Below are 25,806 nucleotides of genomic sequence, written 5' to 3'. Positions count from 1 at the left end.
ATATCTTTAGTTTTGCTAACGTTGTTCCGGGGGCCGGTGTGGACGACGAGGTCCGCTGAGCGATTTGCCGTCGCTCCGGCCTACGAACAGCGATAGAGAACCGAAGGATTGCTCATGTCCGAAGAGAACTTTGACGACCGCCTTGCGCGGCTCTACGCCACCGACCCGGAGTTCGCCGCCGCCACGCCGAGCGCATCGGTCAATGCCGCCGTCAACGCGCCCGGGCTGACGCTGCCCGATGTCGTGCGTACCGTCCTGACCGGTTACGCCGACCGGCCCGCGCTGGGCGCCCGTGCCGTCGAGTTCGTCACCGACGAAACCGGCCGCACCGTCGCCGAGTTGCAGCCGCGGTTCGAGACCATCACCCATGGACAGCTATGGGAGCGCGTGCGCGCCCTCGCCGACGCGTGGCGCGGTGATCCCGTCAACCCCGGCGACCGGGTCGCCCTGCTCGGCTTCACCAGTGTCGACTACACCGTCGCCGATATCGCACTGACCCAGCTCGGCGCCGTCTCGGTCCCGCTGCAGAGCAGCGCGTCGGCGGCCGCCCTCGCCCCGATCATCGCCGAGACCGAACCGGTGCTCATCGCGTCGAGCATCGACTACCTCGATGACGCCGTGGAACTCGCGCTCGGATCGAGTGCCACCCGGCTCGCGGTGTTCGACTACCGGCCCCAGGTCGACGACCAGCGCGACGCGCTGGTGGTGGCGGCCGCAAGGCTCGGTGACCGAATCACCCTCGAGACCCTCGACGATGTGCTGGCCCGACCGGCCTCCACGGTGGAACCCGTTGCTGCGCAGGAGGAATCGGATCCACTGTCGCTGCTGATCTACACCTCCGGGAGCACCGGAGCGCCCAAGGGTGCGATGTACCCGGCGAGCAAGGTTGCCGACATCTGGCGGCCCGCGGCCAACGCACACTGGGACGATAGCCAGGGCGTGGTGCCGTCGATCGTGCTGAGCTTCATGCCGATGAGCCACGTGATGGGGCGCGGCATCCTTTATAGCGCGCTGGCCAGCGGCGGCTCGGTGAACTTCGCCGCCCGCGCCGACCTGTCCACCTTCCTGGACGACCTGGCTCTGACCCGGCCCACCCAGATGAACTTCGTGCCCCGCATCTGGGACATGTTGTTCGGTGAGTACCAGAGCCGGATCGCCCACGGCGGCAACGAGACCGAGGTGCTCGCGGATATGCGGCAGAACCTGCTCGGCGGGCGATTCGTCAGCGCACTGACCGGCTCGGCGCCCATTTCACCCGAACTCAAGGCGTGGGTGGAGAAGCTGCTCGACATGCACCTGCTGGAGGGCTACGGCTCCACCGAGGCGGGCGCGGTGTTCGTGGACGGCAAGATCGCCCGGCCGCCGGTGTTGGAGTACAAGCTTGTCGACGTGCCGGAGCTCGGCTATCACCTGACCGACCGGCCGCATCCGCGCGGCGAGTTGCTGGTGCGCTCCGAGCAACTGTTCCCCGGCTATTACAAGCGTCCCGAGGTCACCGCGCAGGTCTTCGACGAGGACGGCTTCTACCGGACCGGCGATATCGTCGCCGAACTCGGACCCGATCAGGTCGCCTATGTCGACCGGCGCAACAATGTGCTCAAGCTGTCCCAGGGCGAATTCGTCACGGTCTCGAAACTGGAGGCCGCCTTCAACACCGCGCCGCTGGTGCACCAGATCTACATCTACGGCAACAGCGCCAGGCCCTACCTGCTGGCCGTGGTGGTGCCCACCGACAGCGGCGTCACCAAGGCGGACATTGCCGCCTCGCTGAAGGACGCGGCCCGTGTCGCCGATCTGCAGTCCTATGAGCTGCCAAGGGATTTCCTGGTCGAGACGACGCCGTTCACGGTGGAGAACGGCCTGCTCACCGGTATCCGTAAGCTGGCCTGGCCCAAGCTCAAGGAGCGTTACGGCGCCGAGCTGGAGCAGCTCTACACCGACCTGGCCGACGGCCAGGTCCAGGAGCTGCAGGCGCTGCGCGCCGCGGGCGCCACCGGGCCGGTGCTCGACACCGTCAGCCGCGCCGCCGTCGCGCTGCTGGGGGCGGCCAGCTCCGATATCGCGCCCGATGTGCACTTCACCGATCTGGGTGGAGACTCGTTGTCGGCGTTGACCTTCGGCAACCTGCTGGCCGACATCTTCGACGTCGAGGTCCCGGTCTCGGTGATCGTGAGCCCGGCCTCGGATCTGCAGGCCATCGCCGATCACATCGAAACCCAGCGTGCCGGGGGCACCGGCCGCCCGACGTTCTCCTTCGTGCACGGCGCCGGCGCGACCGAGGTGCACGCCGCCGATCTCACCCTGGACAAGTTCATCGACGCCGCGACTCTGGCTGCGGCGTCCACCCTTCCGGGTCCCGTGAGCGAGATCCGGACCGTGCTGCTGACCGGCGCCACCGGCTTCCTGGGCCGCTATCTGGCTTTGGAGTGGCTGGAGCGGATGGACCTGGTGGACGGCAAGGTGATCTGCCTGGTCCGCGCCAAGTCCGACGACGAGGCCCGGGCACGGTTGGACAAGACCTTCCAGACCGGTGACCCGAAGCTGGTCGCGCACTACCGCGAACTGGCCGACCGCCATCTCGAGGTCATCGCCGGCGACAAGGGTGAGGCCGACCTCGGGCTGGACCCGGCGGTCTGGCAGCGCCTTGCCGACACTGTGGACCTCATCGTGGATCCGGCCGCACTGGTCAACCACGTGCTGCCCTACAGCGAGTTGTTCGGCCCCAACGCCCTCGGCACCGCCGAACTGATCCGGATCGCCCTCACCACCAGGATCAAGCCGTTCGCCTACGTGTCCACCATCGGCGTCGGGTGGGGCATCGAGCCCGGCAACTTCGTCGAGGACGCCGATATCCGGACCATCTCCGCCTCCCGGCGCGTCGATGACACCTACGCCAACGGGTACGGCACCAGTAAATGGGCCGGCGAGGTGCTGCTGCGCGAGGCGCACGACCTGACCGGTCTGCCGGTGTCGGTTTTCCGGTGCGACATGATCCTGGCTGACACCACCTACGCCGGCCAGCTGAACCTGCCCGACATGTTCACCCGGATGATGCTCAGTCTGGTCGCCGCCGGTATCGCCCCCGGATCGTTCAATGAGCTTGACGCCGAGGGCAACCCGCAGCGCAGCCACTACGACGGGCTGCCGGTGGAGTTCATCGCCGAGGCGATCTCGACGCTGGGCACCCAGGTGGCTCTGGAGCCCGGTGCGGCCTTCGAGACCTATCACGTGATGAACCCGTACGACGACGGCATCGGCATGGACACCTTCGTGGACTGGCTGGTCGAGGCCGGCTACCCGATCGAGCGGGTCGGCGACTACGCCGAATGGCTGGCCCGGTTCGAGACCGCACTGCGCGCCCTGCCGGACAAGCAGCGCCAAGCCTCGCTGCTGCCGTTGCTGCACAACTACAGCGCACCGGGTGTGCCGGTGAACGGGGCGATGGCGCCGACCGAGGTGTTCCGTACCGCGGTGCAGGACGCAAAGATCGGGCCGGACAAGGACATTCCGCACGTCAGCCGGGAGGTCATCGTCAAGTATGCGACCGATCTGGAGCTGCTCGGCCTGCTCTGAACCGCCGCGGTATCAGTTCACGTCGACGTACACGGTCTGCCCGGCCAGCGCGTTGTACACGTAGTCGCGGTCCTCGTCGTCGACGATCCAGTTCTGGCGGAAGTTCTGACCCTGCCGGATGCCGACCACATTCGCCTCGGAAAGAGGCCTGCTGCTCAGCCTGCTGACGATCACCCGGTATCCCTGGGCCCGCAGTCCGTCGATGGTCTGCTGGGCAGTGCCCGATATCTCGTCGGGTGTCGCGGCTGCCGGCGCGGCGAATCCCAGTATGCCCGCGGCCAGGCCGGCGGCGGTCATCGATGCCAGTTGCTTCATGGTGGCGCCCCTTTTCTGACCTCCGATCCTATAGATCGGCGTCAGGCGTGCCAGGACGACCAGTTCGTGACGGCGATCGCCACCACCGGGCCGTCCAGAGCGGTGCGCGCGTACTGCACGTACTTGGCGCGCAGCAGCCCGTAGCCGATGGCCATCTGCTCGCCGTCGTGATGCACGCTGGCCAGGCCGTCGGCCCGCACCCACCACAGTTGGTCCCAGTCCTCGCTGTAGTGGTCGACCAGCAGGCTCACCCGCGGGTTGGCCTCGATATTGGCCAGCCGGCGCAGGCGTTGGGTGGACTTACGTTTCGCGTCGACGGCGGTGTAGACGGTGTCGCCCTCGACGGCGAAGACGACCGGGACCAGGTGCGGTGCGGCATCGGTTCCCGCCGTGGCGAGCGCGGCGACGGTGCCGCCGGTGAACAGTTCGACGGCATCATGGTCGGGCACACCCCGATGTTAGGCCGCCCGGTCGACAGGATTGCCGGTAGCGTCGGATCCCGTTCACTGCGATGTCACCGACAGGTCACCAGCTGGCCGCCTGTCCATCGGAAGGTTCGGCAATGAAGAATTCGCTCCTCGGTCTGGCTGCCACCGCACTGCTGACCGCCGGTCTCGTCGCCTGCGCCCCACCGGCGAAGGACGAGCAGCCCGATGAGGGCGACGCACGCACCGCCACCTCGGCCGCCGACTTCGGCGGTATGGAAGGTCTGATCGAGGCCGCCAAGGCCGAAGGCGAACTCAACGTCATCGCCCTGCCACCGGACTGGGCGAATTACGGTCAGATCATCGAGAAGTTCACCGAGAAGTACGGCATCACGGTGAATTCGGCGCAGCCGGGCGCCAGCAGCCAGGAGGAGATCAACGCCGCGATCCAGCAGAAGGGCCGCAGCACCGCACCCGACGTCTTCGATCTGGGACAGTCCGTCGCGCTGGCCAACACCGAGATGTTCGCCCCGTACAAGGTGGAACACTTCGCCGAGATCTCGGACTCGTTCAAGGACCCGGACGGCACCTGGGTCAACGACTATGGCGGCTACATGTCCATCGGCTACGACTCCACCAAGGTGCCGACGGTCGCGGGCGTCGATGATCTGCTGAAACCCGAGTTCGCGGGCAAGATCGCACTCAACGGTGACCCGACGCAGTCCGGGTCGGCGTTCTCCGGGGTGATGATGGCGTCGATCGCCCAGGGCGGCTCACCCGATGACATCGCGCCGGGCGTGGAGTTCTTCGCCAAACTCAACGAGGCCGGCAACTTTTTGCCGGTCGACCCGACACCGGCCACCATCGCCTCCGGCCAGACCCCGGTGGTCATCGACTGGGACTACCTGAATGTCGAACAATCCAAGAAGGTTCCGGGCTGGAAGGTGGTCATACCGCACAACGCCGCCGTCGCCGGTTACTACTTCCAGGCCATCAACAAGGATGCTCCGCATCCGGCAGCCGCCCGGCTGTGGCAGGAGTTCCTCTACAGCGATGAGGGGCAGAACCTGTACCTGGGCGGTGGCGCCCGTCCGGTGCGGGCCGATTCGATGGTGACCCGGGGCAGCATCGACCGCGTGGTCTACGGTGGGTTGCCGCCGGTGGACGGCGCGGCGACATTCGTTTCGGTGGAGCAGAACGAGGCCGCGACCAAGTATCTGGAAGCCAACTGGGCCAAGGCCATCGGCTGACCGTGCGGTACCTCCGGCAGGCCGTGGCGCTGCTGCCGTTTCTGGCAGTGGTGCTGGTCTTCCTCATCATCCCGACCGGCACCGTGATCGTGAACGCCTTCGTGGTGGACGGCCGGTTCTCGCTGGACCTGGTCGCGGCGCTGTTCACCGAGGCGCCGCTGGCCGCTCTGGTGCGCAGCGTGGCGCTCTCGGCGAGCAGCGCGGTGATCGGTGCGGTGCTCGGCGCCGTCTTGGCCTGGCTGATCCTGAGCAGCCCACCGGACTCACTGCTGCGCCGGGCGGTGCTGTCGCTGGCCAGCGTGCTGGCCCAGTTCGGCGGTGTGGCACTGGCTTTCGCCTTCCTGGCGACAGTGGGGCTCAACGGCGTGCTGACGCTGTGGCTGCAACAGTGGCTCGGCATCGACGTCGCCGCCGGTGGCTGGCTGTACAGCGTGGGCGGACTGGTGCTGGTGTACACCTACTTTCAGATCCCGCTCATGGTCATCGTGTTCCTGCCCGCGCTGGACGGGCTGCGCACGCAATGGCGGGAGGCGGCGGTGAGCCTCGGTGCGAGCACCTGGCAGTACTGGCGCGAGGTGGCGGTGCCGCTGCTGACACCGGCCTTCCTGGGCTCGCTGCTGCTGTTGTTCGCCAACGCTTTTGCCGCCTACGCGACCGCGGCGGCGCTGGTCAGTCAGGGCAGTCCCATTGTGCCGCTGCTCATCCGGTCGGCGCTGACCAGCGAGGTGGTGCTGGGGCGGGCCGGGTTGGCCTATGCACTGGCGCTGGAGATGATCGTCGTGGTGGCCGTGGTGATGATCGCCTACAACCTGCTGGTGCGCCGGACCGCCCGGTGGTTGCGATGAAGCCGCTACGGATCATGCTGTGGCTCTTGTTCGGAGTCTTCTTCCTCTTTCCGCTCTACGCCATGGGCGATTTCGCCACCCGCGATCTGCAATCGGGTGGGCGCACCATGGCGGCGTGGGTCAATCTGTTCGCCCACGACGCCTTGTTCGCCGCGATCCTGACATCGCTGTCGCTCGCGGTGCTGACGGTGACGGCCATGCTGGCGCTGCTGGTGCCGACGATGATCTGGGTCCGGTTGCGTGCGCCGTGGGCGAGCAGGTTCATCGAGTTTCTCTGCCTGCTGCCATTGACGATCCCGGCGCTGGTGGTCGTCGTCGGCCTGCGCAACGTCTATCTGTGGGTGACCTATCTGCTCGGCGAGTCGGCGCTGACGCTGACCTTTGTCTACGTGGTGTTGGTGCTGCCGTTCGCCTACCGGGCCCTGGACGCCGCGTTGTCCGCGATCGATCTGCAGACCCTGGCCGAGGCGGCACGGTCGCTGGGCGCCGGCTGGGCATCGACGATCGTGACGGTGATCGTGCCGAACATCCGCGCGAGCATCCTGTCGGCGGCGTTCATCTCGATCGCGGTGGTGCTCGGCGAGTACACGGTGGCGTCGTTGTCCGGTTTCCAGACGCTGCCGGTGCAGATCGTGGAGATCGGGAAGAGCGACGGACCGACATCGGTGGCGGCCTCGCTGGCCACCCTGATCTTCGGGTTCGTCCTGCTGTTGGTGCTGTCCTTGGTGACCAGGTCCACGATGACCAGACGGAGGCGTCGCGCATGACTCGGGCGAGCGTAACGACGGGGGATGGGCCAGGGGGCGTAGCGGTCGAGTTCGTCGACCTGACCCGCAGCTATGGTGCGGTGCGCGCCCTGGACGGACTGACCCTGCGGATCCAGCCGGGCGAGCTGGTGGCCCTGCTGGGCCCCTCGGGGTGCGGCAAGACCACCGCGCTGCGCATCCTGGCCGGTCTGGACGAGGCCGACGCGGGATCGGTGGCCATCGACGGGCGCGATATCAGCCGGGTGCCCGCCAACAAGCGCGATATCGGGCTGGTGTTTCAGGCCTACAGCCTGTTCCCGCACCTGACGGTCCTCGACAATGTCGCCTTCGGACTCAAGATGCGTGGTGTCGGTGCACGGGAGCGTGCCGGGCGGGCCGCCGAGATGCTGGACCTGGTCGGCCTGGCCGCGCAGTCGGGGCGGTATGCCGACGAGCTGTCCGGCGGGCAGCAGCAGCGGGTGGCGCTGGCCCGCGCGCTGGCCATCCGGCCGCGGGTGTTGCTGCTCGACGAGCCGCTGTCGGCGCTGGACGCTCAGGTGCGCGGCCAGTTGCGCGATGAGATCCGCCGGGTGCAGCTGGAGGTGGGCACCACGACCCTGTTCGTGACCCACGACCAGGAGGAGGCGCTGGCGGTGGCCGACCGGGTCGGGGTGATGAACGCCGGACGCCTGGAGCAGTTGGCGGCACCGGCCGAGCTGTACAGCCGGCCGGCAACACCGTTCGTGGCCGAATTCGTCGGCCTGCACAACCGGCTGCCCGCCCGGGTGGTCGACGGCCGGGTACAGCTATGGGGTCATCCGGTCGCGGCGCTGCCCGGATCGGTGACCGAGGGTAGCGCCCTGGTCCGGCCGGAGGCGATCCGGCTGACGGCGGATCCGGCCGGCGCGGCCACCGTGCAGTCGGTGGCCTTCCTCGGCGCGGTCTCGCGCGTCACTGTGGCACTCGATGACGGCTCGTCGGTCATCGCCCAAGTCAGCGGGCAGAGCTTCGGGCCGGGGGACCGGGTCACGCTCTCGGCGCACGCCGACGGCGTACTGGTGGTCTAGACGGCCTTCACCGGTTCGATGCCCAGGTCCTTGTAGGTCACCAGCGCGACGAACGGCACGCCCATCCCGCCAAACAACTCAGCGGCGACATCGCCGCGGTCGACCATCGGGATCACCCCGGTGACCACGGCGCCGGCCGCGGTGACGCGGTCGTAGGCCTTGGCGGTGGAGCCCCCGGTGCTGATGACATCGTCGACCAGCAGGACCCGGGTGCCCGGCTCGATGCGGGTGCCCTCGATCCACTGCTCGCGGCCCCGGGCCTTCTGCTCCTTGCGCACCGAGAACCAGGCGGCGCCGGTCACCATCGCCACGCCGTGGGCCAGCGGGTCGGCGCCCATGGTGAGTCCGCCGACGGCGTCGAACTCGATACCGCTGCGCGCGGCCAGGTCGGCGACCGCCCGGCTGACGGTGGTCAACCGCTCGCCGTTGTCGATGGCGTACTTGCCGTCGATGTAGTCATGGCTGAGCTGCCCGCTGACGAGCTTGAACGGCTCCTCGCGATGCTCATAACCGCGCGTCTTGATCAGCTCGAAAGCCGCTTGCCAGGTCTCCGGGCGCTGCATACCCGGAATCGTATTGCACGACCACCGGCGCGATCAGCCCTGCCGTGCCCTCCGGGTCAGCTCGACTGCGGCCGAGCGCAATTCATCGATGCCATTGATCGGTGCCAGGTATCCGGCCCGGGTGTAGGCGATCCCGCGGGGCGTGCTGACCCGGAGGTCGAGGCCGTACCGGTCGGCTGCGGTGCAGGTTGCGGCGGTGGCGTCGGGGTAGCCACCCAGGTTCTGCGCCATCGCGACCAGCGCGTCGGCGTGGTCGGCGTTGAGGTGGGCGACGGCCCCGGCGGAGTGCGGAGCGACCGGGTCGGGCGCCGCCGCGGTGTAGTCGGCACCCGTTGTCGAATCCATCCGGCCGTACCCGCCGACCCAGCGGACCCGCTCAACCTGCAGCACCCACAGGGCGAAATCGCTGTAGTCGATGTAGTACTTGGCGGCGGGCACGGCGGCCAGGTGGGCGGCCCGGGCGCCGTCCAGGGCGGCCCCGGTGGGCCGCACGACTCTGCCGGCCAGCGTGACGCGTCCGGAGGCCAGCGGGTCATCCGGGGCGTCCGGGGCGACGATCGCGATGCTCGCGCGCTGATCGCCCGCCAGGTTGCGGCCGTGCTCGGCCATGTTGGACACACACAGCACCGGGGCGCCGTCGTGCAGCCCGTAGGTGACGAATGAGGCCCAGGGGTCGCCGTCGGCGGTCAGGGTGGCCAGCGTGCCCGTGTTGGTGGCGGCGGCGATGGTGCGCGCCTCCTCGGCGGCCGACGGACGGGTCATGTCCACCGGCGGGGTCAGCGGTGGCGGCACCGACGGAGCGTCGCCGGGGTCACCGTGATCACGCAATTCAGCCACGTCGGCACTGTAACCGAGCCGACGTCACGTGTACGAGCGCGCGCAGTCGGGTACGGGAAAGATCATGACCATGAATCTGCCGTTCGACCGCTGGCTGCCCGCACAGCGCTGGTACTCGGGCCGGGGACGGGAGATCGCGGAGGTCCGTCCCGTCGTGGTGGAGGCGCTGGGATCCGATCTGGACCTGGTGTTGTTGGAGGTCGCCTACACCGACGGCCCTGTCGAGGGTTACCAGGTGCTGGTGCGCTGGGACACCGGCGCGGACTCGGCGTTGATCGGCGCCGACGGAGACCGCTCGGGATTCGATGCGATGGCCGACCCGGAGGCCGCCGGGGCGCTGTTGGCGTTCATCGAGGCCGACAAGCAGATCGGGCCGGTCCGGTTCATCCGGGAACCGGGTGCGGATCTGGGGCCGGGCACCCCGGTGCGGGTGCTCGGCGGCGAGCAGTCCAACACCAGCGTGGTGTTCGGTGCGCAGACGATCTTCAAGGTGTTCCGCCGTGTCACTCCGGGGATCAACCCCGATATCGAGCTGACCCGGGCGCTCGCCGGCAATCCGTATGTCACGGCGCTGCTCGGATCATATGAGATCGATTGGGGCGCAGAGCAATACATGCTCGGAATGGCGAGTGCATTCGCGCCGAACTCGGTGGACGGCTGGCAGGTGGCGATCACCGGAGCCGGCGACGACTTCGCCGAGCAGTCCCGCGGGCTCGGTGCGGCCGTCGGCTCGGTGCACCGTGCGCTCGCCGAGGCCCTGGGCACCCGGGTCGGAGCCTTCCCAGCGCAGACCATGACCGACCGGCTGCACGCCGTCGCAGCACGGGTGCCCGAATTGGGTGCCCACGTTCCGGCGATCGAGCAGCACTATCGCGCGGTGGCCGGCGAGGCGTCGATCGAACACCGCATCCATGGCGACCTACACCTCGGGCAGGTGCTGCACACCCCGCAGGGCTGGCTACTCATCGACTTCGAGGGCGAACCGGGGCAACCGCTGGAGGAGCGCCGGCGTCCCGATTCGCCGCTGCGTGACGTCGCGGGCATGCTGCGTTCCTACGACTACGCCGCGCATCAGCGACTACTGAGCGCCGGTGGTGACGAGGCCGCGGCGCGGCAGTGGGCTGATGACAACGGCGCGGCGTTCTGCGCGGGCTACGCCGCGGTCGGCGATACCGACCCCCTCGCCGCCGCCGCGGTGCTGCGTGCCTACGAACTGGACAAGGCCGTTTACGAGGCGGGTTACGAGGCGCGCTACCGGCCGGACTGGTTGCCGATCCCCCTGAAGGCGATCGGGCGGCTGCTGAATACCTAGCGAAAAACCTAGCGAACCAGCCTGCGCAGCAGCGCTGCGGCCGTCACCACGCCGAGCACCGCGGCCACCACGAGCACCGTGATGTCCAGGACGGCGTTGGTGGGGGTGCCGATCAGCAGTCCGCGAAGCGCATTCACCTCATAGCTCAGCGGATTGATCGCCGACAACCAGCGCAGCCACTGCGGCATCAACTCCACCGGGTAGAGCGCGTTGGAGGCAAAGAACAGCGGCATGGTGATGGCCTGCCCGATGCCCATCAACCGGTCCCGGTTGCGGACCAGGCCCGCCAGCGACATCGACAGGCAGGCGAAGAACGCCGACCCGAGTACCACCACGCCCATCGCCCCGAGGATCCGCAGCGGATTCACCGTCATGTGCACACCGAGCAGATAGGCCAGCGCGACGACACCGATGACCTGAACGACCGAACGGACGCCTGCGGCAAAGGCTTTCCCGGTGATCAGAGCGGTGGGCGGGGCGGGCGTCACCATCAATTTGGCGAGGATCCCGGCGTCCCGGTCCCAGATGATCTGGATGCCGTAGAAGATCGAGATGAACAGCGCGGACTGCGCGATGATCCCCGGTGCCAGGAAGGCCAGGTAGGGCACGTCGCCGGTGTCGATCACATCGAGCCGGGAGAAGGTCTGGCCGAAGATCAGCAGCCACAGCGCGGGTTGCACCAACCGGGTGAACAGTTCGGTGCGGTCGTGACGCAGCTTCTGCAGCTCGACGAGCGCGAAAGTCCCGATGCGGTTGGCGATTCCGGGAAACCGCCGCCAGCCGCGGGGCGCCCGGATCAGGGTGATGGTGGTGTCAGCCGACACGGCGGGCCGTCCTTCGCGCGGCGCGGACCTGACGCAGGCCCGCGGGGGTGGACTCGTCGAGATCGGAACCGGCGTAGTGGCGGAACACGTCTTCCAGGGAGGCCTCCGGACCGGCTTCGTTCTTGAGGCCGGCCTTGAGTTCGGCCGGGGTGCCCTGCGTCTGCAGCACGCCGTGGTGCATCAGCGCCACTCGGTCACACAGCGCATCCGCTTCGCCCATGTAGTGCGTGGTCAGCAGCACCGCCATGCCGAACTCCGTCTGCATGCGGTCCACCTGATCCCAGACGCTGTCGCGGGCAATGGGATCCAGGCCCACGGTGGGTTCGTCGAGCAACAGCAGCGACGGCCGGTTGACCAGTGCCTGGGCCAGTTCCAGGCGCCGCACCATCCCCCCGGAGTAGGTGCCTGCCACATTGTCAGCCACATCGGAGAGTTGCATCGAGTCCAGCGCCTGGGCGACCCGGTCGGCGCGTTCGCGGCGCGGCACATCGTAGAGCCGGGCGAACAGTTCCACATTCTGCCGACCGGTCAGCGCGGCCTCGATGGAAAGTTGTTGCGGGACATAGCCGATGTTGCAGCGAATGTCCATGGTGTCGCGCCGGGCGTCGAGGCCGAAGATGCGCACCTCACCCTGCTGCACCGGGGTCAGGGTGGTCAGCACGCGGATGACGGTGGTCTTGCCCGCGCCGTTGGGGCCGAGCAGGCCGACGGTCTCGCCGACCGCCACTTGGAGGTCGAGGCCGGACACCGCCGTGAACTTGCCGTAGCGGTGGGTCAGGCCCCGGCAGTCGACGGCCGGTGGCTGGGTCATTGCTGGTCCTCCTGCAGAAGTCGGGTCAGCTCGGCGATGACGGCCAACCCCTTTGTCAGATCGTCGATCTGGATGGCATCGAGTGTTTCGAGGGCGCCGGCCAGTGCGGTGCGCCTGGCGAGCCGCGAACGATCCGCGACATCCTGCGCCGCGTCGGTGAGGCGCAACCGGCCGACCCGGCGGTCGGTGCTGTCGACGGTGCGGTCCAGCAGATCGTCGGCGGCGAGCCGGGACACCAGGGTGGAGGCGGTGTTGGCGGCCAGTCCGAGCTCGGCGGCCGCCTCGCGGACCGAGATGTCGGGGCGGCGGCCGACCAGGCGCAGCAGTTCGGCCTGGGACTGCGTGAGTCCGGTGCGGTCGAACCCGCCGCCGGTGGACCGTCGCAGTTGTCGCCGGAAGCGGCCGACCACGGCGAACAGTTCACCGGCCAGATCGCTGCGCGTGTCCACCCACAAAGGGTACCTCTGCTACAGATATATTGGTCGAGCGGAAGGAGTGCCAGTGCTGCCCGAGTACCGAACGTTGCTGACCGGCGTGCACGCCGGCGTCGCCACCGTGACGCTGAACCGCCCCGGGCAGCGCAACGCCGTCGGTGACGGGATGCGCGAGGAACTGACCGATGCGCTCACGCGGTGTGACGCGGCCGACGAGATCCGCGTCATCGTGCTGACCGGCACCCCGCCGGCGTTCTGCGCAGGGGCGGATCTGGGTGCGGGCGCGCAGACCTTCACCGCGCCCGGCGAGGGGTTCAGTGCGGCCGGCTTCCCGGTGCCGGCATGGACGCTGGCCAAACCGGTGATCGCCGCGGTGAACGGGCACGCGATCGGGCTCGGCCTGACGCTGGCGCTGCAGTGTGACATCCGGTTTTTCGCCGCCGACGCCAAGTACGGCATCGTGCAGGTGCGCCGCGGCGTGGTGGGCGATGCCTACTCGCACTGGGTGCTCCCGCGGCTGGTCGGTATCGCCACGGCGGCCGAGATCCTGTTGTCCGGCGCGATGTTCGACGGTCACCGGGCGGTGGCGCTCGGGCTGGGCAGCAGGGTACTGCCGGCCGCCGACGTGCTGCCCGCGGCGCTCGCGATCGCCACCGACATCGCCGAGAACACCGCGCCGATGTCGGTGGCGGCCAGCAAGCGGCTGCTGTGGGATTCGTTCGATCTGACCCGCGAGCAGGTCGGGGCGCGCGAGACGGAGATCCACCTGAAGCTGATGGCCCACGACGACGCCGCCGAGGGAGTGCGGGCGCAGCTGGAGCGCCGTGCCCCGCGATGGACCGGGCGGCCGGTGGACCCTACTCGTCCGGCGGGCTGGAGCGAAGGGACCCGGGACTGAGCTAAATGACTTCGATGCCGCGGGCCCGCAGCAGGGCCACGGCTTCGGCCGTCGAGTCCGGGGCCACCCCGGCGCACAGCGGTAACAGCACCCGGGTGCGCAACCCGGCCGCCGCGGCGTCCAGCGCCGTCGCCCGCACGCAGTAGTCGGTGGCGATGCCCACCACGTCGACGGCGTTCACCTGGCGTTGGGCCAGCCAGTCCGTCAGCGTCGTACCGTCGGCATCGGTGCCCTCGAAACCGCTGTAGGCGGCCGAGAACTCACCCTTGGTGAACACCGCCTGCACTGCGGCCGGGTCGAGATCCTCGTGGAAATCCACCCCGGGGGTGCCCACGACACAGTGCCGGGGCCAGGACACCCGATAGTCGGGGGTGTCGGAGAAATGCTCGCCGGGATCGATGTGGAAGTCCATGGTGGCGACCACATGGTCGTAATCGTGCCCGGACAGCAGTTCGGTGATACCCCGCGCGACGGCGGCGCCGCCGTCGACCGCCAGGGACCCGCCCTCGCAGAAATCCTTCTGCACATCGACCACGATCAGCGCTCGCATGGCTCAACCGTAGTCCCCTCAACCACCGAAGAGCAGGTACAGGCCGGTGAATGTGTAACCGACCATCACCAGCATCATCGCGAGCTGGCCGGTCATCTGATGGCCCTTGGGCAGCACCCGTAGTGCGCGGTCATGTGCGGCGATGACGCCCGCCACATGTCCGAGCAGCACGAAGCCGACCTTGAGCGAGGCCAGTACCGACGGATGCATGGAGAGCAGGTAATACACCTGGGCGTCCGGGGTTCCCATGAGAGCGTGGACGGTCTGCTGGCCCTTCTCGACCAGATAGGTCAGGTAGTGGGCGAAGACGTAGCCGATGACGATCGGCACCAGGGAATGCGCCATCAGCCCGGGCAGCGCGCGGCGGCCCTCGCGGTCCACACCTCCGGTCGCCCCGGCGGCCAGGCTGAAGGTCACCGCCACCGTCACCACGAAGACCAGCAGTCCCGCGGTCTTGACGGCGCTGGCATCCCAGGCGCCCGAGGTGTGGGTGTCGACGAAGTTGCGCCACACCGGCATGGCCGAAAAGCTGTCGAACGCGGTGGATCCCAGCAGCACGGCCAGCACGGTCACGGTGCCGGGCCGCACCGGAAGCGACAACAGCTGGTTGAACGGATTGCCGACGGCGATGCGGCCGTCGGGGTTGCGGCGCCACGGTGCACACCGGGAGGCGATCATGCTGTAGACCTCGAACGGGTCGGCATGCGCGCACCAGCGAGGTCCGCTCAGCAGCCCGCCCACGAGTGTCACCGCGAGGTAGATCAGCAGCCAGATCTTGACTGCCGTCAGCGATCCCGGGTCGGGGCTGGCCAACTCAAGCCAGACGAAGGCGAACAATCCGGCGGCGGCGGGCCGGTACCCGAGCCGGCGCGGATATGGGCGAGCGAAGCGACGGGGGAAAGCAACGCTGTCGCGGGTGACACGCAGCAGGCGCAGGACCGTGCGCACCGGCGATATCGCTCGCCACACCGGGCCCAGGAACAGCGACAGCGCCACCAGGCCGACCCACAGGAGCACGTAGAAGACGCCGGGCAGCGCGTTGCGGGAGTCCTGCGGCCCGGTGACGGCAGCGACGGCCACCCACGCGGTGAACGCCAGCCCGGCCGCGGCGATCAGCCACCGGGTCACCGGCGCGTCGACGACGGTGGTGACCCAGCGCGGAAGGGCACGGCCCGGGGTGTCGGGATCGAAACGTGGTGTGCGCCAGGCCAGCGCGACCACCGCGAAGGTGAGCGTCAGCGTCCACGCGGCGCCGACCACCGCGTAGGTGAACGGGATGGGCAGATCGGCCGAGCCGCCCAGGCCGTGGGCGAGGACCGCCGTGGTGGTCACTGCACCGTGATGGTCGCGACGACGCGGTTCAGATCGTGCAGCTCGACGTCGACCTTGCCCGGTACCTCGACCTCGAACTGGAACGATTGCAGCGGTTCGGGTTTCACGGCGAAGGTGTGTTCGGGGCTGGCGTGCACGTGCAGTTCGTCCGCGGCGTCACTGCTGACCCGGATGATGATCGGCTGCTTCACCGCGGCTTGCACCTGCTGGTTGACGGGCGTCACCTGCCCACCGGAGATGGTGACGTCGATGACGACCCGTTCCGGCGCAGCCTGCTGATCGGTGAGCGCCGGTGCCGCGGTGGCCGCGGACCGGTCGGGCTGTTCCTTGGTGGGACTCGCGCAGCCCGCGGTGGCCAGCACGGCCCCGGTCAGCACGACGGTCGCCGCGATCAATGTCCTCAATCTGCGTCCTCACTTGGATTCTCGTCGGGGTCGGGGCTGCGGCGGTCCCGGATGGCCACCCACGCCACCACCGCGGCGACCACCACGGCGGGGGCGAACGCGGGCAGGGCGAGTAGCAGGGGGTGGTCGGCCAGGTAGGTCACGTCAGCGGGACGGGTTGCTTGGTCTCAGCGCTGCTGTGCGCACGCATCTCCCGATCGTTGATCCGGCCGGCACCCCAGCTCAGCGCCGCGATCAGGACGAGCGAGCACAGCAGGACGACGAGAGATGCCGCGGTGAACAGCCAGCCCGGCACGTCCAGATTGCGTTCACGCTGCAGGATTTCGATCTCCTGGGTGAACTCCCGTGTCATCGACGCCTCGGCGGGCAGCTCGGTGGCTCCGATGCCCGGGTCGGCGGGCAGGAAGATCGGGACGGCGGTCATGGTGCGGCCGTCCTGCACGCGTACCAAGGTCTTCCAGGTGCCCCAGACCGGGACCGGGCGGGTGGTGCGGTAGTGGCCGGGCCCGAGGCGCTCCAGCTTGTCCACGATCAACCCGCGCTCGTTGTCGAGGCCGCCCTGCCACGACAGCATCGAAATCCATTGGGGATCATCGCTGATCAGGTCGGCCGGGGTTACCCGGATGTCGGCGCTCACCAGCCGCTGCCCGGCCGGGCTGGGCAATTCGGTGAGCGTGATCTGCGCGCCGGCGTTCTGCGGCACCGCGATGTTCAGGCCGTTGCCGACCGCCGCGCCGACGGTCAGCACCGTCAGCACCACCACCCCGATGCTCGCCGCGCGCCGCGGCAACGGGCGGCCGGTGAGCACGGTGGCGAGCAGCCCGCCGCACATCCCCATCAGGACGGCCACCGGCACCGAGGTGGCCACGGCCTCCACCCACATGGAGGCCGGCCACGGGTACATGAAGACCGCGTCGATCCAGAACGATTCCAGCCACAGGCCGACCGTGCCGATGCCGGCGCCGGCAACCGCGCCGAACAGGATGGGGCGCCGCAGAAGTGGTGTCAGCGCCAACAACTCGACCACCACTGCCGGGCCGAGGTAGAGCGCGAACCAGCTGTAGGGGGCGCCGAGCACCGGGCCCACCGCGGCTGCGACGAGCCCGCGGATCAGCAGCGCGAACAGCACGGCGGCCAGCGCGGCGCCCCTGCCGAGGGTGATCCGGGCGGCGACCAGAGCCAGCGCCGCGGCGGCCGCGATCAGCATCGGGTGCAGCACCAGCCGGAACTGCTCGATGCCGAAGTCGTATTCGACGGGGAACACCGACAGGCCGATGACGAGCCCACCGAAAGCGAAGTAGCGCAGGATCTTCCGCGGGGTGACCTCGGCATCGGGTCCCATCGCGATGCGGCCCTCGTGTTCGAGCAGCAGGACGGCGACCAGGGACAGGCCTGCGCCGCCGATCAGCATCAGGTGGGTCGGCCCCCACAGGGTGACGTCCTGACCGAAGATGCGATGCCAGACGTCGTCGAGCGGGAAACCGATGAGCGCGTACAGCCCGCAGGCGGCCATCAGCACACCGCCGACGGGCGCGTACCAGGTTCTGGTGATCCGCAGTGCCGCCGGACCCGGCTTCTCGTAGGGCAGGATGATGGCCAACGATCCGGCGATGAACAGCAGGAACAGCCCCACCAGGATGAAGTAGTGCGCCGGGTTGGCCAGCGGGCCCGAGTCACGGCCCTTGCCGATGTGCAGGCTGACATCCCAGATGAACCCGAACATCGCGCAGATGATGGTCGAGGTGAACAGCAGCGTCGGCAGCGCCACCCAGGGCGGCCGATTCATCTTGACGCCGACCTTGGTGGCGAGCGTGTCCAGCCAGGTGATCCGGCGCGTGCGATGCAGGATGCCGATCCACAACAGCCCTGCGGTGATGATGCCGGTGGCGATCGATACGCCGATGATCTGGTCGAGATCGGCGCCACCACCCTCGGTGCCCGCCTCCGCCAACACGCTCAACGTGCCTGACATGCCCACCCCCGTTTGCCGTCCTGCGGATTTACTGGTCGGTAATGTTGCCAGAAACAGATACCCGATACCAGGGGTACCAGAAATGGCTACCCTGGAAGGCCATGAAGTTCGCCGGTCTGCGCCTGCGCCAACGCGACGGAATCAGCTGCGGTCCCTCCGTCGCGGTGCTGGCCGCCGCGTTGCTGAAGCCCGACTACGGCACGCCGCTGGGCGGCGCCGCTGCGGCGTCCTGGTTCGACGCCGAGCAGGTGCGGGTCCACCATGCGGTCAACCGGATCTGGCCCCGGCGTCTCGGGATGACGCCGCGCGGGTTGGCCGGCGCCATCGGTGAGCACAGTCCGGTGCGGTACCGGTGGCGACTGTGCCTGGGCCTGCTGCGCAGAACAGATCCACTGGACGACGTGGTTGCCGCCATACGCGACGGTTTTCCGGTCGCGATGCTGGTCGGCAGGTTCATTCCGCGGCACTGGGTGCTGATCGTCGGAGTCGAACCCGGTACCGACGTACCGGCCGGCGATGGCCAATTGCGTTGCTACGAACCGTCATCGGGCAGAACGCGCGTGGTGGACGTTGCCGCGGTGCGGCGCGCGGAGCTCAACGGCCTCGGCTTCCCCAGGCCGTTCGCCTTTGTCCTGCCCGTTCCCGGGCGACCCCGGCCGCGTTGCGCCACCTAGTCCGTCGAACTATAGTCTGGACACATGTCCAGTATGCTTGCGCTGCAGTTCAGCGGATCGAGCTGACGTGCGTATAGCCCTTCTGTCCTATCGCAGCAAAACGCATTGCGGTGGCCAGGGTGTCTACGTCCGCTACCTCTCTCAAGGCCTCGCCGAACTCGGCCACGAGGTCGAGGTGTTCTCCGGCCAGCCCTATCCCGACGGGCTGGACCCGCGGGTGCGGCTCACCAAGGTGCCGAGCCTGGACCTCTACCGCGAACCCGATCCGTTCCGGGTGCCGCACCCCCGCGAGATCCGGGACCGCATCGATCTGCTCGAGCTGGCAACCATGTGGTCGGCCGGGTTTCCCGAACCCAAGACGTTCTGTCTGCGGGTGGCCCGGATCATGGCCGAACGCGGTGACGAGTTCGACGTCATCCACGACAACCAGAGCCTGGGTTCGGCGCTGTTGACAATGGCGAAGCGCGGCCTGCCGGTGGTCGCCACCGTGCACCACCCGATCACCCGCGACCGGGTGCTCGAGGTGGCCGCCGCCACATGGTGGCGCAAGCCGCTGGTGCGGCGCTGGTACGCGTTCGCGGAGACGCAGAAGAAGGTCGCGCGGGCGATCCCGGAACTGCTGACCGTCTCCTCGACATCGGCCGCCGATATCGCCGAGGACTTCGGGGTGAGCGACGAGCAGTTGCACGTGGTGCCCCTCGGTGTGGACACCGAACTGTTCAAGCCCGCTGCCGACCGGGTGCCCGGTCGGATCATCGCGATCGCCAGCGCGGATGTGCCGCTCAAGGGTGTTGGCAATCTGTTGCACTCGGTGGCGCGGCTGCGTGCGCATCACAACCTGGATGTGCAACTGGTGTCCAAGCTCGAACCCAACGGGCCGACCGAGAAGCTGATCGCCGAACTGGGCATCTCCGATATCGTCAACGTGTCCAGCGGCCTGTCCGACGAAGCGCTTGCCGAGCTGCTGTCATCGGCCGAAATTGCCTGCATACCCTCGCTTTACGAGGGATTCTCGTTGCCCGCGGTGGAGGCGATGGCCAGCGGTACCCCGATCGTGGCGAGCCGGGCCGGCGCGCTGCCCGAGGTGCTCGGCGATGAGGGCGAATGTGCGCGCCTGGTGCGGCCCGCCGATGTCGAGGAATTGACCGGTGTGCTCGGCGAACTGCTGGACTCACCGGCCGAACGGCACCGCCTCGGTGCCGCGGGCCGGCGTCGGGCCTTGGACGTGTTCAGCTGGGAATCCGTTGCGGCGCAGACCGTCGCCGTGTACGAGCGGGCCATCGAGAGAACCGCCGTCACCACGAAGAAAGGGCGCACAGCGTGCTGACCGTTGACTACGACCGGCTCGGCGTCGGGCCAGGAACATCGGTCATCGATGTCGGTTGCGGCGCGGGCAGGCACTCCTTCGAGGCCTACCGGCGTGGCGCCGATGTCATCGCCTTCGATCAGAGTGTCGAGGATCTCAACGATGTCGACGCCATCCTGACCGCGATGAAGGAGCAGGGCGAGGCGCCCGCGTCGGCCACCGCGGAGGCCGTCAAGGGCGATGCCCTGGCGCTGCCTTATGCCGACGGCAGCTTCGACTGTGTCATCGCCTCGGAGATCCTCGAGCATGTCCCGGCGGATGACGCCGCCATCGCCGAGTTGGTCCGGGTGCTCAAACCCGGTGGCGTGCTTGCCATCACCGTGCCCCGCTGGCTACCCGAAAAGGTGTGCTGGCTGCTCTCGGACGAGTACCACGCCAATGAGGGTGGGCACATCCGGATCTACCGTGCCGACGAACTGCGCGACAAGGTCGTGAGCCGTGGCATGCGATTCACCCACCGCGAGCACGCGCATTCGTTGCACGCGCCGTTCTGGTGGCTGAAATGCGCTGTCGGGGTGGACAAGCCGAATCATCCCGTAGTGACTGCCTACCACAAGCTCCTGGTGTGGGACATGATGAGCCGGCCGTGGCTGACCCGGCAGGCCGAGGCCGCGCTCAACCCGGTGATCGGTAAGAGTGTCGCTCTGTACTTTGAAAAGCCGACGGCCTTCGAAAAGCCGGGCGCCTAGCACACCATGCGTCGCCACGAGATTCCAGGTGTGTCAGGGGTGCTGACGCCGCAGCAGTGCCTGCAGACGGCCCAGTCCATTGCCGCCACCCAGGAGTCCGACGGCGCGATCCCCTGGTCGGTCGGCGGTCACACCGACCCGTGGGATCACGTCGAAAACCTGATGGCCTTGACCGTCGCAGGCCTTCTCGAGCCGGCCCGCGCCGGATTCGACTGGTGTCGGCGCACTCAACGGGCCGACGGTTCCTGGCCGATCCAGTTGCGCAACGGTGTCATCGAGGATGCCAACACCGACAGCAACTTCTGCGCCTATATCGCCACCGGCGTCTGGCATCACGTGCTCATCACCGGGGACCGGCGGTTCGCGGTACAGATGTGGCCCACGGTCAGCCGGGCGATCGAGCTCGTGCTCAGCATGCAGTTACCGGGCGGTCAGATCAGCTGGGCCAGAAGCGATGCCGGGATGATGGACGAGGCCCTGCTCACCGGTTGCGCGAGCATCTACCACAGCATCCGGTGCGCCCTGGCGCTGGCGAACTACCTCGGTGATCCGCAGCCCGAGTGGGAGGTCGCCGTCGGCCAGCTCGGGCACGCGATCGCCGAACATCCGGAACTGTTCAACGCCAAGGACACTCATGCGATGGAGTGGTACTACCCGGTGCTCGGGGGAGCCGTCCAGGGTGGGGCCGCACTGTCCCGCATCGAATCCCGCTGGGATGACTTCGTGGTGCCGGGTCTGGGTATCCGCTGCGTCGACCACCGGCCGTGGGTGACCGGCGCGGAGACCTGCGAACTGGTCATGGCGCTGGATGCCGTCGGTGACCGCACCCGCGCCCTGGAGCAGTTCACCGCCATGCAACATCTACGTGAGGTGGACGGATCCTATTGGACCGGACTGGTTTTCACCGACGGCAAGCGCTGGCCGGTGGAGCGCACCACCTGGACCGGCGCGGCGATGGTCCTGGCCGCCGATGCGCTGTCCCGGACCACCCCGGCCGGCGGCATCTTCCACGGTGCCGAGCTGCCGCGCGGCCTGGAGGGCGAATTCGACTGCGCCTGCGACCGCGTCTAAACGCGTTCCAGCAGCCGCAGCGATCCGGTCGCCGAGATCTCCTTGAAGTCACCGGAATCGATGGCGCGGCGGTAGATGTGAAAGGGAGCCTGTCCGCCGTCGTTCGGGTCGGGGAACACATCGTGGATGACCAGTCCGCCACCGGGTGCCACCCACTTGGCCCAGCCGTCATAGTCACGCTGGGCGGCCTCCTCGGTATGGCCGCCGTCGATGAACAGGAACTGCACGGGGGTGCCCCAGACCCGGGCGACGGTGGGGGACTTGCCGACGATCGCCACCACGTGGTCCTCCAGGCCGGCCAGGTCCAGGGTGTGGCGCATCGTGGGCAGGGTGTCGAAGCGCTTGGTGACCGGATCGACGAGCCCGGTGTCGTGGTACTCCCAGCCGGGCTGGTGTTCTTCGGACCCGTGATGGTGGTCGACGGTGTAGACGACGCCGTCGACCTGGGCGGCGGCCGCACCCAGCAGCACGGTGGACTTGCCGCAGTACGTGCCGATCTCGACGCCGACACCACCGGCCAGATAGTGCACGGCGGCGTCGTAGAGGGCGCGGCCCTCGTCGGCGGGCATGAAGCCGATGACCTGCTCGGCGAACTCGAACAGGCGGGCGGCCTCGGCGGGCAGGGCGGTGTCGGCGGTGCTCATGGCAGATAAACCTACCGTTGCTGGTGATGGGCGGTTGCAGTAGTGTCTGGACACGTGTCCGATACGGCCCTGGAGTCGACGCGCCGCAGGTTGAGCGCCAAGCAGGCCGATACCGTCGACCGGCTCGGCAAGGCCGCGCTCGAACTGCTGGGCCGCGAGGGATTCTCGGCGCTGACAGTGCGCCGGGTGGCCGCACAGGCCGGCGTCGGAGCCGCCACCGCCTATACCTATTTCTCCTCCAAGGAGCACCTCGTTGCCGAGGTGTTCTGGCGCAGACTCGTCGAATCCCCGCTCGCCGAGCACGAATCGTCGGATCCGGCGACGCGCGTGCTCGAGGTGCTGGAGCAGATCTCGTCGTTGGTGGCCGGTGAACCCGAGTTCGCGGGCGCGGTGACCAACGCGCTGCTCGGCAAGGATCCCGATGTCGATGTACTGCGCGGGCGCATCGGCGCGGACATCCGGGCCCGCCTGGTCGCGGCCCTGGGCGCTGCGGTGGACTCCGACGTCATCGAAGCGCTCGAACTGCTCTACACCGGAACGCTGGTGTGGGCGGGTATGGGATATGAGGCGTACCCGGAGATTTCCCTGCGACTGCTCAAATCCGCGCGGCTGATCCTGCGCTGAGCAGCGCTTCGGAGGCGAGCACCGCGGGCTCCAGGATCGACGCGGTGGGCAGCTCGTCCTCCACTGTCAGTGCCGTCAGCTCCCGTAGCCCGCCGAGCAGGATGACGGCGAGTTCACGCGGTACCGGTGCGAGCTCGGCACGCCGGAAGCCCGGGCTGCTGGACAGCTCGACGAGCAGTTCGGTGAGCCCGCTCATGGCTGCGCGTTGAATGGACCGCACGGTGGCGCCGAGCGCGGGCAGCTCCCGGATCCAGCTCAGCGTGATCTCCGGCCGCGCGCCGATGTGGTCCACATAGGCGGTGGCGGCCTGGCGGATCTGCAACCGCCAGTCCGATTCGGGGTCCACGGCGGTCCGGATCGCGACCAGTAGCTGCTCGTGGTCGGCGCGCAGCAGCTCGACGAAACACTGCTCCTTGTCCGTGAATTCGCTGTAGAACGTGCGCTTCGAGGTGCGGGCGTGTCGCACGATGTCGGCGACCGTGGTGGCCCGGTATCCACGTTCGGCGATGGAAGACGCCAGGCCGTTGAACAGGCGGATGCGAAATGGCCGACTTGCCTCCATCGCGCCATCCTTGCCGATTACTCTTGCCTAGCGCTGGTACCACGGAGTACCGTGGCTCACACACCTGCGGTACAGCGCAGTACCAACACCCGGTCTGGAGTGCGTCCATGAGCGAAGCGACCATCACCGAAGTTCCCGCCGTACATCTGCCACCCGGGCCCACCGCCGGCAAGACGTTGACCGGCATCGGATTCGCGCTTTTCCGCCGCCCCGTCGTCGCGCGGCTGGCACGCCGTTACGGTCCGGCGTTCACGATGAAACTGCCGGTTTTCGGCCCCACCGTGATCGTCACCGATTCACAACTGGCCAAGCAGTTGTTCACCGCCAGCCCCGATGACGTCGGCAACATCCAGCCGAACCTGTCCCGGATACTCGGGCCCGGTTCGGTGTTCGCACTCGACCGCGGCGAGCACAAGCGCAGGCGCCGGCTCCTCACGCCGCCTTTCCACGGTAAGAGCATCAAGAACTACGAGCAGATCTTCGAAGAGGAGACGCTGCGCGAGTCCGCGAATTGGCCGGTAGGACAAGAGTTTCCGACGCTCGATCCGATGATGCGGATCACCCTGAACGCGATACTGCGGGCGGTGTTCGGCGCCGACGGCGCACACCTGGACGAGCTGCGCCGGATCATTCCGCCGTGGGTGACGCTGGGCTCGCGTTGCGCCACCCTGCCGACTCCCAAGCGGGAATACGGCCGCTGGCACCCGTGGGGCCGGCTGGCCGACTACCGCCGCCGCTATGACGATGTCGTCGGACGTCTCATCGACGAAGTCGCCGCCGATCCGCGGCTCGACGAACGGGATGACGTGCTGGCGCTGCTGCTGCGCAGTACCTACGAGGACGGCACGGCAATGTCGCGCCAGGACATCGCGGACGAACTACTGACCCTGCTGGCCGCCGGGCACGAGACGACGGCGTCCACCATGGGCTGGGTGTTCGAGCGGATCAGCCGGCATCCTGAGGTGTTGGCCAGGCTGGTCGAGGAGGCTGCAGGCGACGACAACGAGTACCGCCAGGCCGTCATCCTGGAGACTCAGCGGGCCAGGACCGTCATCGACTTCTCCGGCAGGCACGTCTACTCGCCGACCTTCGAACTCGGCGAATGGGTCATACCGCAGGGCCATTCGATCGTGGTCAGCCTTTCCCAGCTGCACGAGCGCGAGTTCGAGGACGCCGAACGGTTCGACCCGCAGCGGTTCATCGGCAACCGTCCGCCGCTGGCCTGGGTGCCCTACGGCGGCGGGACCCGGCGCTGCGTCGGCGCGGTATTCGCCAATGTCGAAATGGACATCGTGCTACGGACGGTGCTGCGGCACTTCACCATTGCCACCACCACCGCGCCCGGGGAGAAGGTGCACTCGCGAGGAGTGGCCTTCACCCCCAAGCGTGGCGGCCGGGTTGTCCTGCACCGGAGGGCTGGGGGCACCTCCCGCTAGCGGGGGAGAGCGCAGCGACCCGGGAAATAGAACCGGAGGGCTGGAGCCGCTTAGACCGCGGCCCGCTTGGGCAGCTTCCAGCCCGGGCGCGGGAAGTGGCAGGTGTACCCGGTGGGGTAGCGCACCAGATAGTCCTGGTGTTCGGGTTCGGCCTCCCAGAAGTCGGCCTCGGGGACGACCTCGGTGACGACCTTGCCCGGCCACAGACCGGAGGCGTCGACATCGGCGATGGTGTCCAGCGCGACGGCCTTCTGGTCGTCGTCGACGTAGAAGATTGCCGAGCGGTAACTGGAACCGACATCATTGCCCTGCCGGTTCTTGGTCGACGGATCGTGGATCTGGAAGAAGAACTCCAGGATGGACCGGTAGTCGGTCTGCGCCGGATCGAACACGATCTCGATGGCCTCCGCATGGCCCGGATGGTTGCGGTAGGTCGCGTGGTCGTTCTGCCCGCCCGTGTAGCCCACCCGGGTGGACACCACACCGGGCTGCTTACGGATCAGGTCCTGCATACCCCAGAAGCAGCCGCCGGCCAGGATCGCCTTCTGGTTGTCGCTCATGCGCCATCACTCCTTCAGCAGT

General features: G+C 68.2%; 28 protein-coding genes. 13 read left to right on the top strand and 15 right to left on the bottom strand.

Annotation, left to right across the window (positions count from 1 at the left end; all coding sequences use genetic code 11):
• Positions 1-114 precede the first annotated feature (114 nt).
• Positions 115-3,573, top strand: coding sequence for a carboxylic acid reductase (gene car, locus C6A86_RS27650; protein WP_105366025.1), 3,459 nt, complete (start codon positions 115-117; stop codon positions 3,571-3,573).
• Between the two features lie 12 nt (positions 3,574-3,585).
• Here car and C6A86_RS27645 read toward each other — a convergent pair whose 3' ends face one another.
• Both C6A86_RS27645 and C6A86_RS27640 read right to left on the bottom strand, forming a co-directional pair.
• The gene (locus C6A86_RS27645) at positions 3,586-3,888 is read right to left on the bottom strand and encodes a hypothetical protein (RefSeq protein ID WP_105366024.1); all 303 of its coding nucleotides are present in this window, start codon (positions 3,886-3,888) and stop codon (positions 3,586-3,588) included.
• Positions 3,889-3,929: 41 nt separating this feature from the next.
• Positions 3,930-4,337, bottom strand: coding sequence for a TIGR03668 family PPOX class F420-dependent oxidoreductase (locus C6A86_RS27640; protein WP_105366023.1), 408 nt, complete (start codon positions 4,335-4,337; stop codon positions 3,930-3,932).
• A 113-nt stretch (positions 4,338-4,450) separates the two neighbouring features.
• On the opposite strand from C6A86_RS27640, the gene C6A86_RS27635 reads away from it, so the two are divergent.
• From C6A86_RS27635 to C6A86_RS27620, 4 genes are read left to right on the top strand one after another with little or no spacing between them, the layout of a single operon-like run.
• On the top strand, positions 4,451-5,563 hold the full coding sequence (locus C6A86_RS27635) for an ABC transporter substrate-binding protein (protein ID WP_105366022.1): 1,113 nt from the start codon (positions 4,451-4,453) through the stop codon (positions 5,561-5,563).
• 2 nt (positions 5,564-5,565) lie between these two features.
• On the top strand, positions 5,566-6,408 hold the full coding sequence (locus C6A86_RS27630) for an ABC transporter permease subunit (protein WP_105366021.1): 843 nt from the start codon (positions 5,566-5,568) through the stop codon (positions 6,406-6,408).
• Positions 6,405-7,175 (top strand): ABC transporter permease, encoded by a 771-nt coding sequence (locus C6A86_RS27625; protein ID WP_105366020.1) that lies wholly within the window; start codon positions 6,405-6,407, stop codon positions 7,173-7,175. The genes C6A86_RS27630 and C6A86_RS27625 overlap by 4 nt, the downstream gene beginning before the upstream one ends.
• On the top strand, positions 7,172-8,221 hold the full coding sequence (locus C6A86_RS27620) for an ABC transporter ATP-binding protein (protein WP_105366019.1): 1,050 nt from the start codon (positions 7,172-7,174) through the stop codon (positions 8,219-8,221). Before C6A86_RS27625 ends, C6A86_RS27620 begins: the two co-directional genes overlap by 4 nt.
• Here the strand turns inward: C6A86_RS27620 and C6A86_RS27615 are convergent.
• Entirely contained in the window at positions 8,218-8,784 is a 567-nt protein-coding gene (locus C6A86_RS27615) for an orotate phosphoribosyltransferase (protein ID WP_199196422.1), read from the bottom strand. The genes C6A86_RS27620 and C6A86_RS27615 overlap by 4 nt on opposite strands.
• A 33-nt stretch (positions 8,785-8,817) precedes the next feature.
• A complete protein-coding gene (locus C6A86_RS27610; RefSeq protein ID WP_105366017.1) occupies positions 8,818-9,621 on the bottom strand; it encodes a HugZ family protein in 804 nt (267 codons plus the stop codon).
• Positions 9,622-9,691: 70 nt separating this feature from the next.
• Here C6A86_RS27610 and C6A86_RS27605 point away from each other — a divergent pair, with 70 nt between their 5' ends.
• Positions 9,692-10,933: a maltokinase N-terminal cap-like domain-containing protein gene (locus C6A86_RS27605; protein WP_105366056.1), complete on the top strand. Its 1,242-nt coding sequence runs from the start codon at positions 9,692-9,694 to the stop codon at positions 10,931-10,933.
• 8 nt (positions 10,934-10,941) lie between these two features.
• Here the strand turns inward: C6A86_RS27605 and C6A86_RS27600 are convergent, their stop codons facing one another.
• The 3 genes from C6A86_RS27600 to C6A86_RS27590 are packed head-to-tail and all read right to left on the bottom strand — an operon-like array spanning position 10,942 to position 13,017.
• Positions 10,942-11,739, bottom strand: coding sequence for an ABC transporter permease (locus C6A86_RS27600; protein WP_199196424.1), 798 nt, complete (start codon positions 11,737-11,739; stop codon positions 10,942-10,944).
• Positions 11,740-11,746: 7 nt separating this feature from the next.
• Positions 11,747-12,568: an ATP-binding cassette domain-containing protein gene (locus C6A86_RS27595; RefSeq protein ID WP_105366016.1), complete on the bottom strand. Its 822-nt coding sequence runs from the start codon at positions 12,566-12,568 to the stop codon at positions 11,747-11,749.
• On the bottom strand, positions 12,565-13,017 hold the full coding sequence (locus C6A86_RS27590; RefSeq protein ID WP_105366015.1) for a MarR family winged helix-turn-helix transcriptional regulator: 453 nt from the start codon (positions 13,015-13,017) through the stop codon (positions 12,565-12,567). Before C6A86_RS27590 ends, C6A86_RS27595 begins: the two co-directional genes overlap by 4 nt.
• Positions 13,018-13,069: 52 nt before the next feature.
• On the opposite strand from C6A86_RS27590, the gene C6A86_RS27585 reads away from it, so the two are divergent.
• A complete protein-coding gene (locus C6A86_RS27585; protein WP_105366014.1) occupies positions 13,070-13,900 on the top strand; it encodes an enoyl-CoA hydratase/isomerase family protein in 831 nt (276 codons plus the stop codon).
• Position 13,901: 1 nt separating this feature from the next.
• Here the strand turns inward: C6A86_RS27585 and C6A86_RS27580 are convergent, their stop codons facing one another.
• The 5 genes from C6A86_RS27580 to C6A86_RS27560 are packed head-to-tail and all read right to left on the bottom strand — an operon-like array spanning position 13,902 to position 18,158.
• On the bottom strand, positions 13,902-14,450 hold the full coding sequence (locus C6A86_RS27580; RefSeq protein WP_105366013.1) for an isochorismatase family protein: 549 nt from the start codon (positions 14,448-14,450) through the stop codon (positions 13,902-13,904).
• An 18-nt stretch (positions 14,451-14,468) separates the two neighbouring features.
• Positions 14,469-15,782, bottom strand: coding sequence for a hypothetical protein (locus C6A86_RS27575; protein ID WP_105366012.1), 1,314 nt, complete (start codon positions 15,780-15,782; stop codon positions 14,469-14,471).
• Positions 15,779-16,186 carry a hypothetical protein gene (locus C6A86_RS27570; RefSeq protein WP_233213239.1) on the bottom strand — a complete coding sequence of 136 codons (408 nt, stop codon included), beginning with the start codon at positions 16,184-16,186 and terminating at the stop codon, positions 15,779-15,781. Before C6A86_RS27570 ends, C6A86_RS27575 begins: the two co-directional genes overlap by 4 nt.
• Entirely contained in the window at positions 16,183-16,329 is a 147-nt protein-coding gene (locus C6A86_RS27565; RefSeq protein ID WP_199196421.1) for a hypothetical protein, read from the bottom strand. The genes C6A86_RS27570 and C6A86_RS27565 overlap by 4 nt, the downstream gene beginning before the upstream one ends.
• Positions 16,326-18,158: a hypothetical protein gene (locus C6A86_RS27560; RefSeq protein ID WP_105366011.1), complete on the bottom strand. Its 1,833-nt coding sequence runs from the start codon at positions 18,156-18,158 to the stop codon at positions 16,326-16,328. The genes C6A86_RS27565 and C6A86_RS27560 overlap by 4 nt, the downstream gene beginning before the upstream one ends.
• Positions 18,159-18,259: 101 nt before the next feature.
• Between C6A86_RS27560 and C6A86_RS27555 the strand changes: the two genes are divergently transcribed.
• The 4 genes from C6A86_RS27555 (at position 18,260) to C6A86_RS27540 (ending at position 21,958) form a co-directional block, all read left to right on the top strand.
• Positions 18,260-18,832, top strand: a complete 573-nt coding sequence (locus C6A86_RS27555) for a hypothetical protein (protein WP_105366010.1) — start codon at positions 18,260-18,262, stop codon at positions 18,830-18,832.
• Positions 18,833-18,899: 67 nt separating this feature from the next.
• Positions 18,900-20,159 (top strand): glycosyltransferase family 4 protein, encoded by a 1,260-nt coding sequence (locus C6A86_RS27550; RefSeq protein ID WP_105366009.1) that lies wholly within the window; start codon positions 18,900-18,902, stop codon positions 20,157-20,159.
• Positions 20,153-20,887: a class I SAM-dependent methyltransferase gene (locus tag C6A86_RS27545; protein WP_105366008.1), complete on the top strand. Its 735-nt coding sequence runs from the start codon at positions 20,153-20,155 to the stop codon at positions 20,885-20,887. Before C6A86_RS27550 ends, C6A86_RS27545 begins: the two co-directional genes overlap by 7 nt.
• 6 nt (positions 20,888-20,893) lie before the next feature.
• A complete protein-coding gene (locus C6A86_RS27540; RefSeq protein ID WP_199196420.1) occupies positions 20,894-21,958 on the top strand; it encodes a prenyltransferase in 1,065 nt (354 codons plus the stop codon).
• Here the strand turns inward: C6A86_RS27540 and C6A86_RS27535 are convergent.
• Entirely contained in the window at positions 21,955-22,602 is a 648-nt protein-coding gene (locus tag C6A86_RS27535; protein ID WP_105366007.1) for a class I SAM-dependent methyltransferase, read from the bottom strand. The two genes, C6A86_RS27540 and C6A86_RS27535, sit on opposite strands and share 4 nt — an antisense overlap.
• A 54-nt stretch (positions 22,603-22,656) precedes the next feature.
• On the opposite strand from C6A86_RS27535, the gene C6A86_RS27530 reads away from it, so the two are divergent.
• A complete protein-coding gene (locus C6A86_RS27530; protein ID WP_105366006.1) occupies positions 22,657-23,226 on the top strand; it encodes a TetR/AcrR family transcriptional regulator in 570 nt (189 codons plus the stop codon).
• Here C6A86_RS27530 and C6A86_RS27525 read toward each other — a convergent pair.
• Positions 23,198-23,788 carry a TetR/AcrR family transcriptional regulator gene (locus tag C6A86_RS27525; protein ID WP_105366005.1) on the bottom strand — a complete coding sequence of 197 codons (591 nt, stop codon included), beginning with the start codon at positions 23,786-23,788 and terminating at the stop codon, positions 23,198-23,200. The genes C6A86_RS27530 and C6A86_RS27525 overlap by 29 nt on opposite strands.
• Positions 23,789-23,895: 107 nt before the next feature.
• Here C6A86_RS27525 and C6A86_RS27520 point away from each other — a divergent pair, with 107 nt between their 5' ends.
• A complete protein-coding gene (locus C6A86_RS27520) occupies positions 23,896-25,224 on the top strand; it encodes a cytochrome P450 (RefSeq protein ID WP_105366004.1) in 1,329 nt (442 codons plus the stop codon).
• 50 nt (positions 25,225-25,274) lie between these two features.
• Here the strand turns inward: C6A86_RS27520 and msrA are convergent, their stop codons facing one another.
• A complete protein-coding gene (gene msrA, locus C6A86_RS27515) occupies positions 25,275-25,784 on the bottom strand; it encodes a peptide-methionine (S)-S-oxide reductase MsrA (RefSeq protein ID WP_105366003.1) in 510 nt (169 codons plus the stop codon).
• Positions 25,785-25,806 lie beyond the last annotated feature (22 nt).

The sequence above is a fragment of the Mycobacterium sp. ITM-2016-00316 genome (assembly GCF_002968335.2).
GTDB lineage: Bacteria > Actinomycetota > Actinomycetes > Mycobacteriales > Mycobacteriaceae > Mycobacterium.
The sequence above is the reverse complement of the archived record's forward strand: the minus strand, read 5'-3'. Positions and strand labels throughout refer to the sequence as shown.

Coding starts and splice junctions, on each gene's coding strand:
- C6A86_RS27615 (WP_199196422.1), bottom strand. CDS start 8,784: ATGCAGCGCCCGGAGACCTGGCAAGCGGCTTTCGAGCTGATCAAGACG.
- C6A86_RS27540 (WP_199196420.1), top strand. CDS start 20,894: ATGCGTCGCCACGAGATTCCAGGTGTGTCAGGGGTGCTGACGCCGCAG.
- msrA (WP_105366003.1), bottom strand. CDS start 25,784: ATGAGCGACAACCAGAAGGCGATCCTGGCCGGCGGCTGCTTCTGGGGT.
- C6A86_RS27625 (WP_105366020.1), top strand. CDS start 6,405: ATGAAGCCGCTACGGATCATGCTGTGGCTCTTGTTCGGAGTCTTCTTC.
- C6A86_RS27580 (WP_105366013.1), bottom strand. CDS start 14,450: ATGCGAGCGCTGATCGTGGTCGATGTGCAGAAGGATTTCTGCGAGGGC.
- C6A86_RS27520 (WP_105366004.1), top strand. CDS start 23,896: ATGAGCGAAGCGACCATCACCGAAGTTCCCGCCGTACATCTGCCACCC.
- C6A86_RS27525 (WP_105366005.1), bottom strand. CDS start 23,788: ATGGAGGCAAGTCGGCCATTTCGCATCCGCCTGTTCAACGGCCTGGCG.
- C6A86_RS27645 (WP_105366024.1), bottom strand. CDS start 3,888: ATGAAGCAACTGGCATCGATGACCGCCGCCGGCCTGGCCGCGGGCATA.
- C6A86_RS27595 (WP_105366016.1), bottom strand. CDS start 12,568: ATGACCCAGCCACCGGCCGTCGACTGCCGGGGCCTGACCCACCGCTAC.
- C6A86_RS27635 (WP_105366022.1), top strand. CDS start 4,451: ATGAAGAATTCGCTCCTCGGTCTGGCTGCCACCGCACTGCTGACCGCC.
- car (WP_105366025.1), top strand. CDS start 115: ATGTCCGAAGAGAACTTTGACGACCGCCTTGCGCGGCTCTACGCCACC.
- C6A86_RS27555 (WP_105366010.1), top strand. CDS start 18,260: ATGAAGTTCGCCGGTCTGCGCCTGCGCCAACGCGACGGAATCAGCTGC.
- C6A86_RS27560 (WP_105366011.1), bottom strand. CDS start 18,158: ATGTCAGGCACGTTGAGCGTGTTGGCGGAGGCGGGCACCGAGGGTGGT.
- C6A86_RS27535 (WP_105366007.1), bottom strand. CDS start 22,602: ATGAGCACCGCCGACACCGCCCTGCCCGCCGAGGCCGCCCGCCTGTTC.
- C6A86_RS27620 (WP_105366019.1), top strand. CDS start 7,172: ATGACTCGGGCGAGCGTAACGACGGGGGATGGGCCAGGGGGCGTAGCG.
- C6A86_RS27605 (WP_105366056.1), top strand. CDS start 9,692: ATGAATCTGCCGTTCGACCGCTGGCTGCCCGCACAGCGCTGGTACTCG.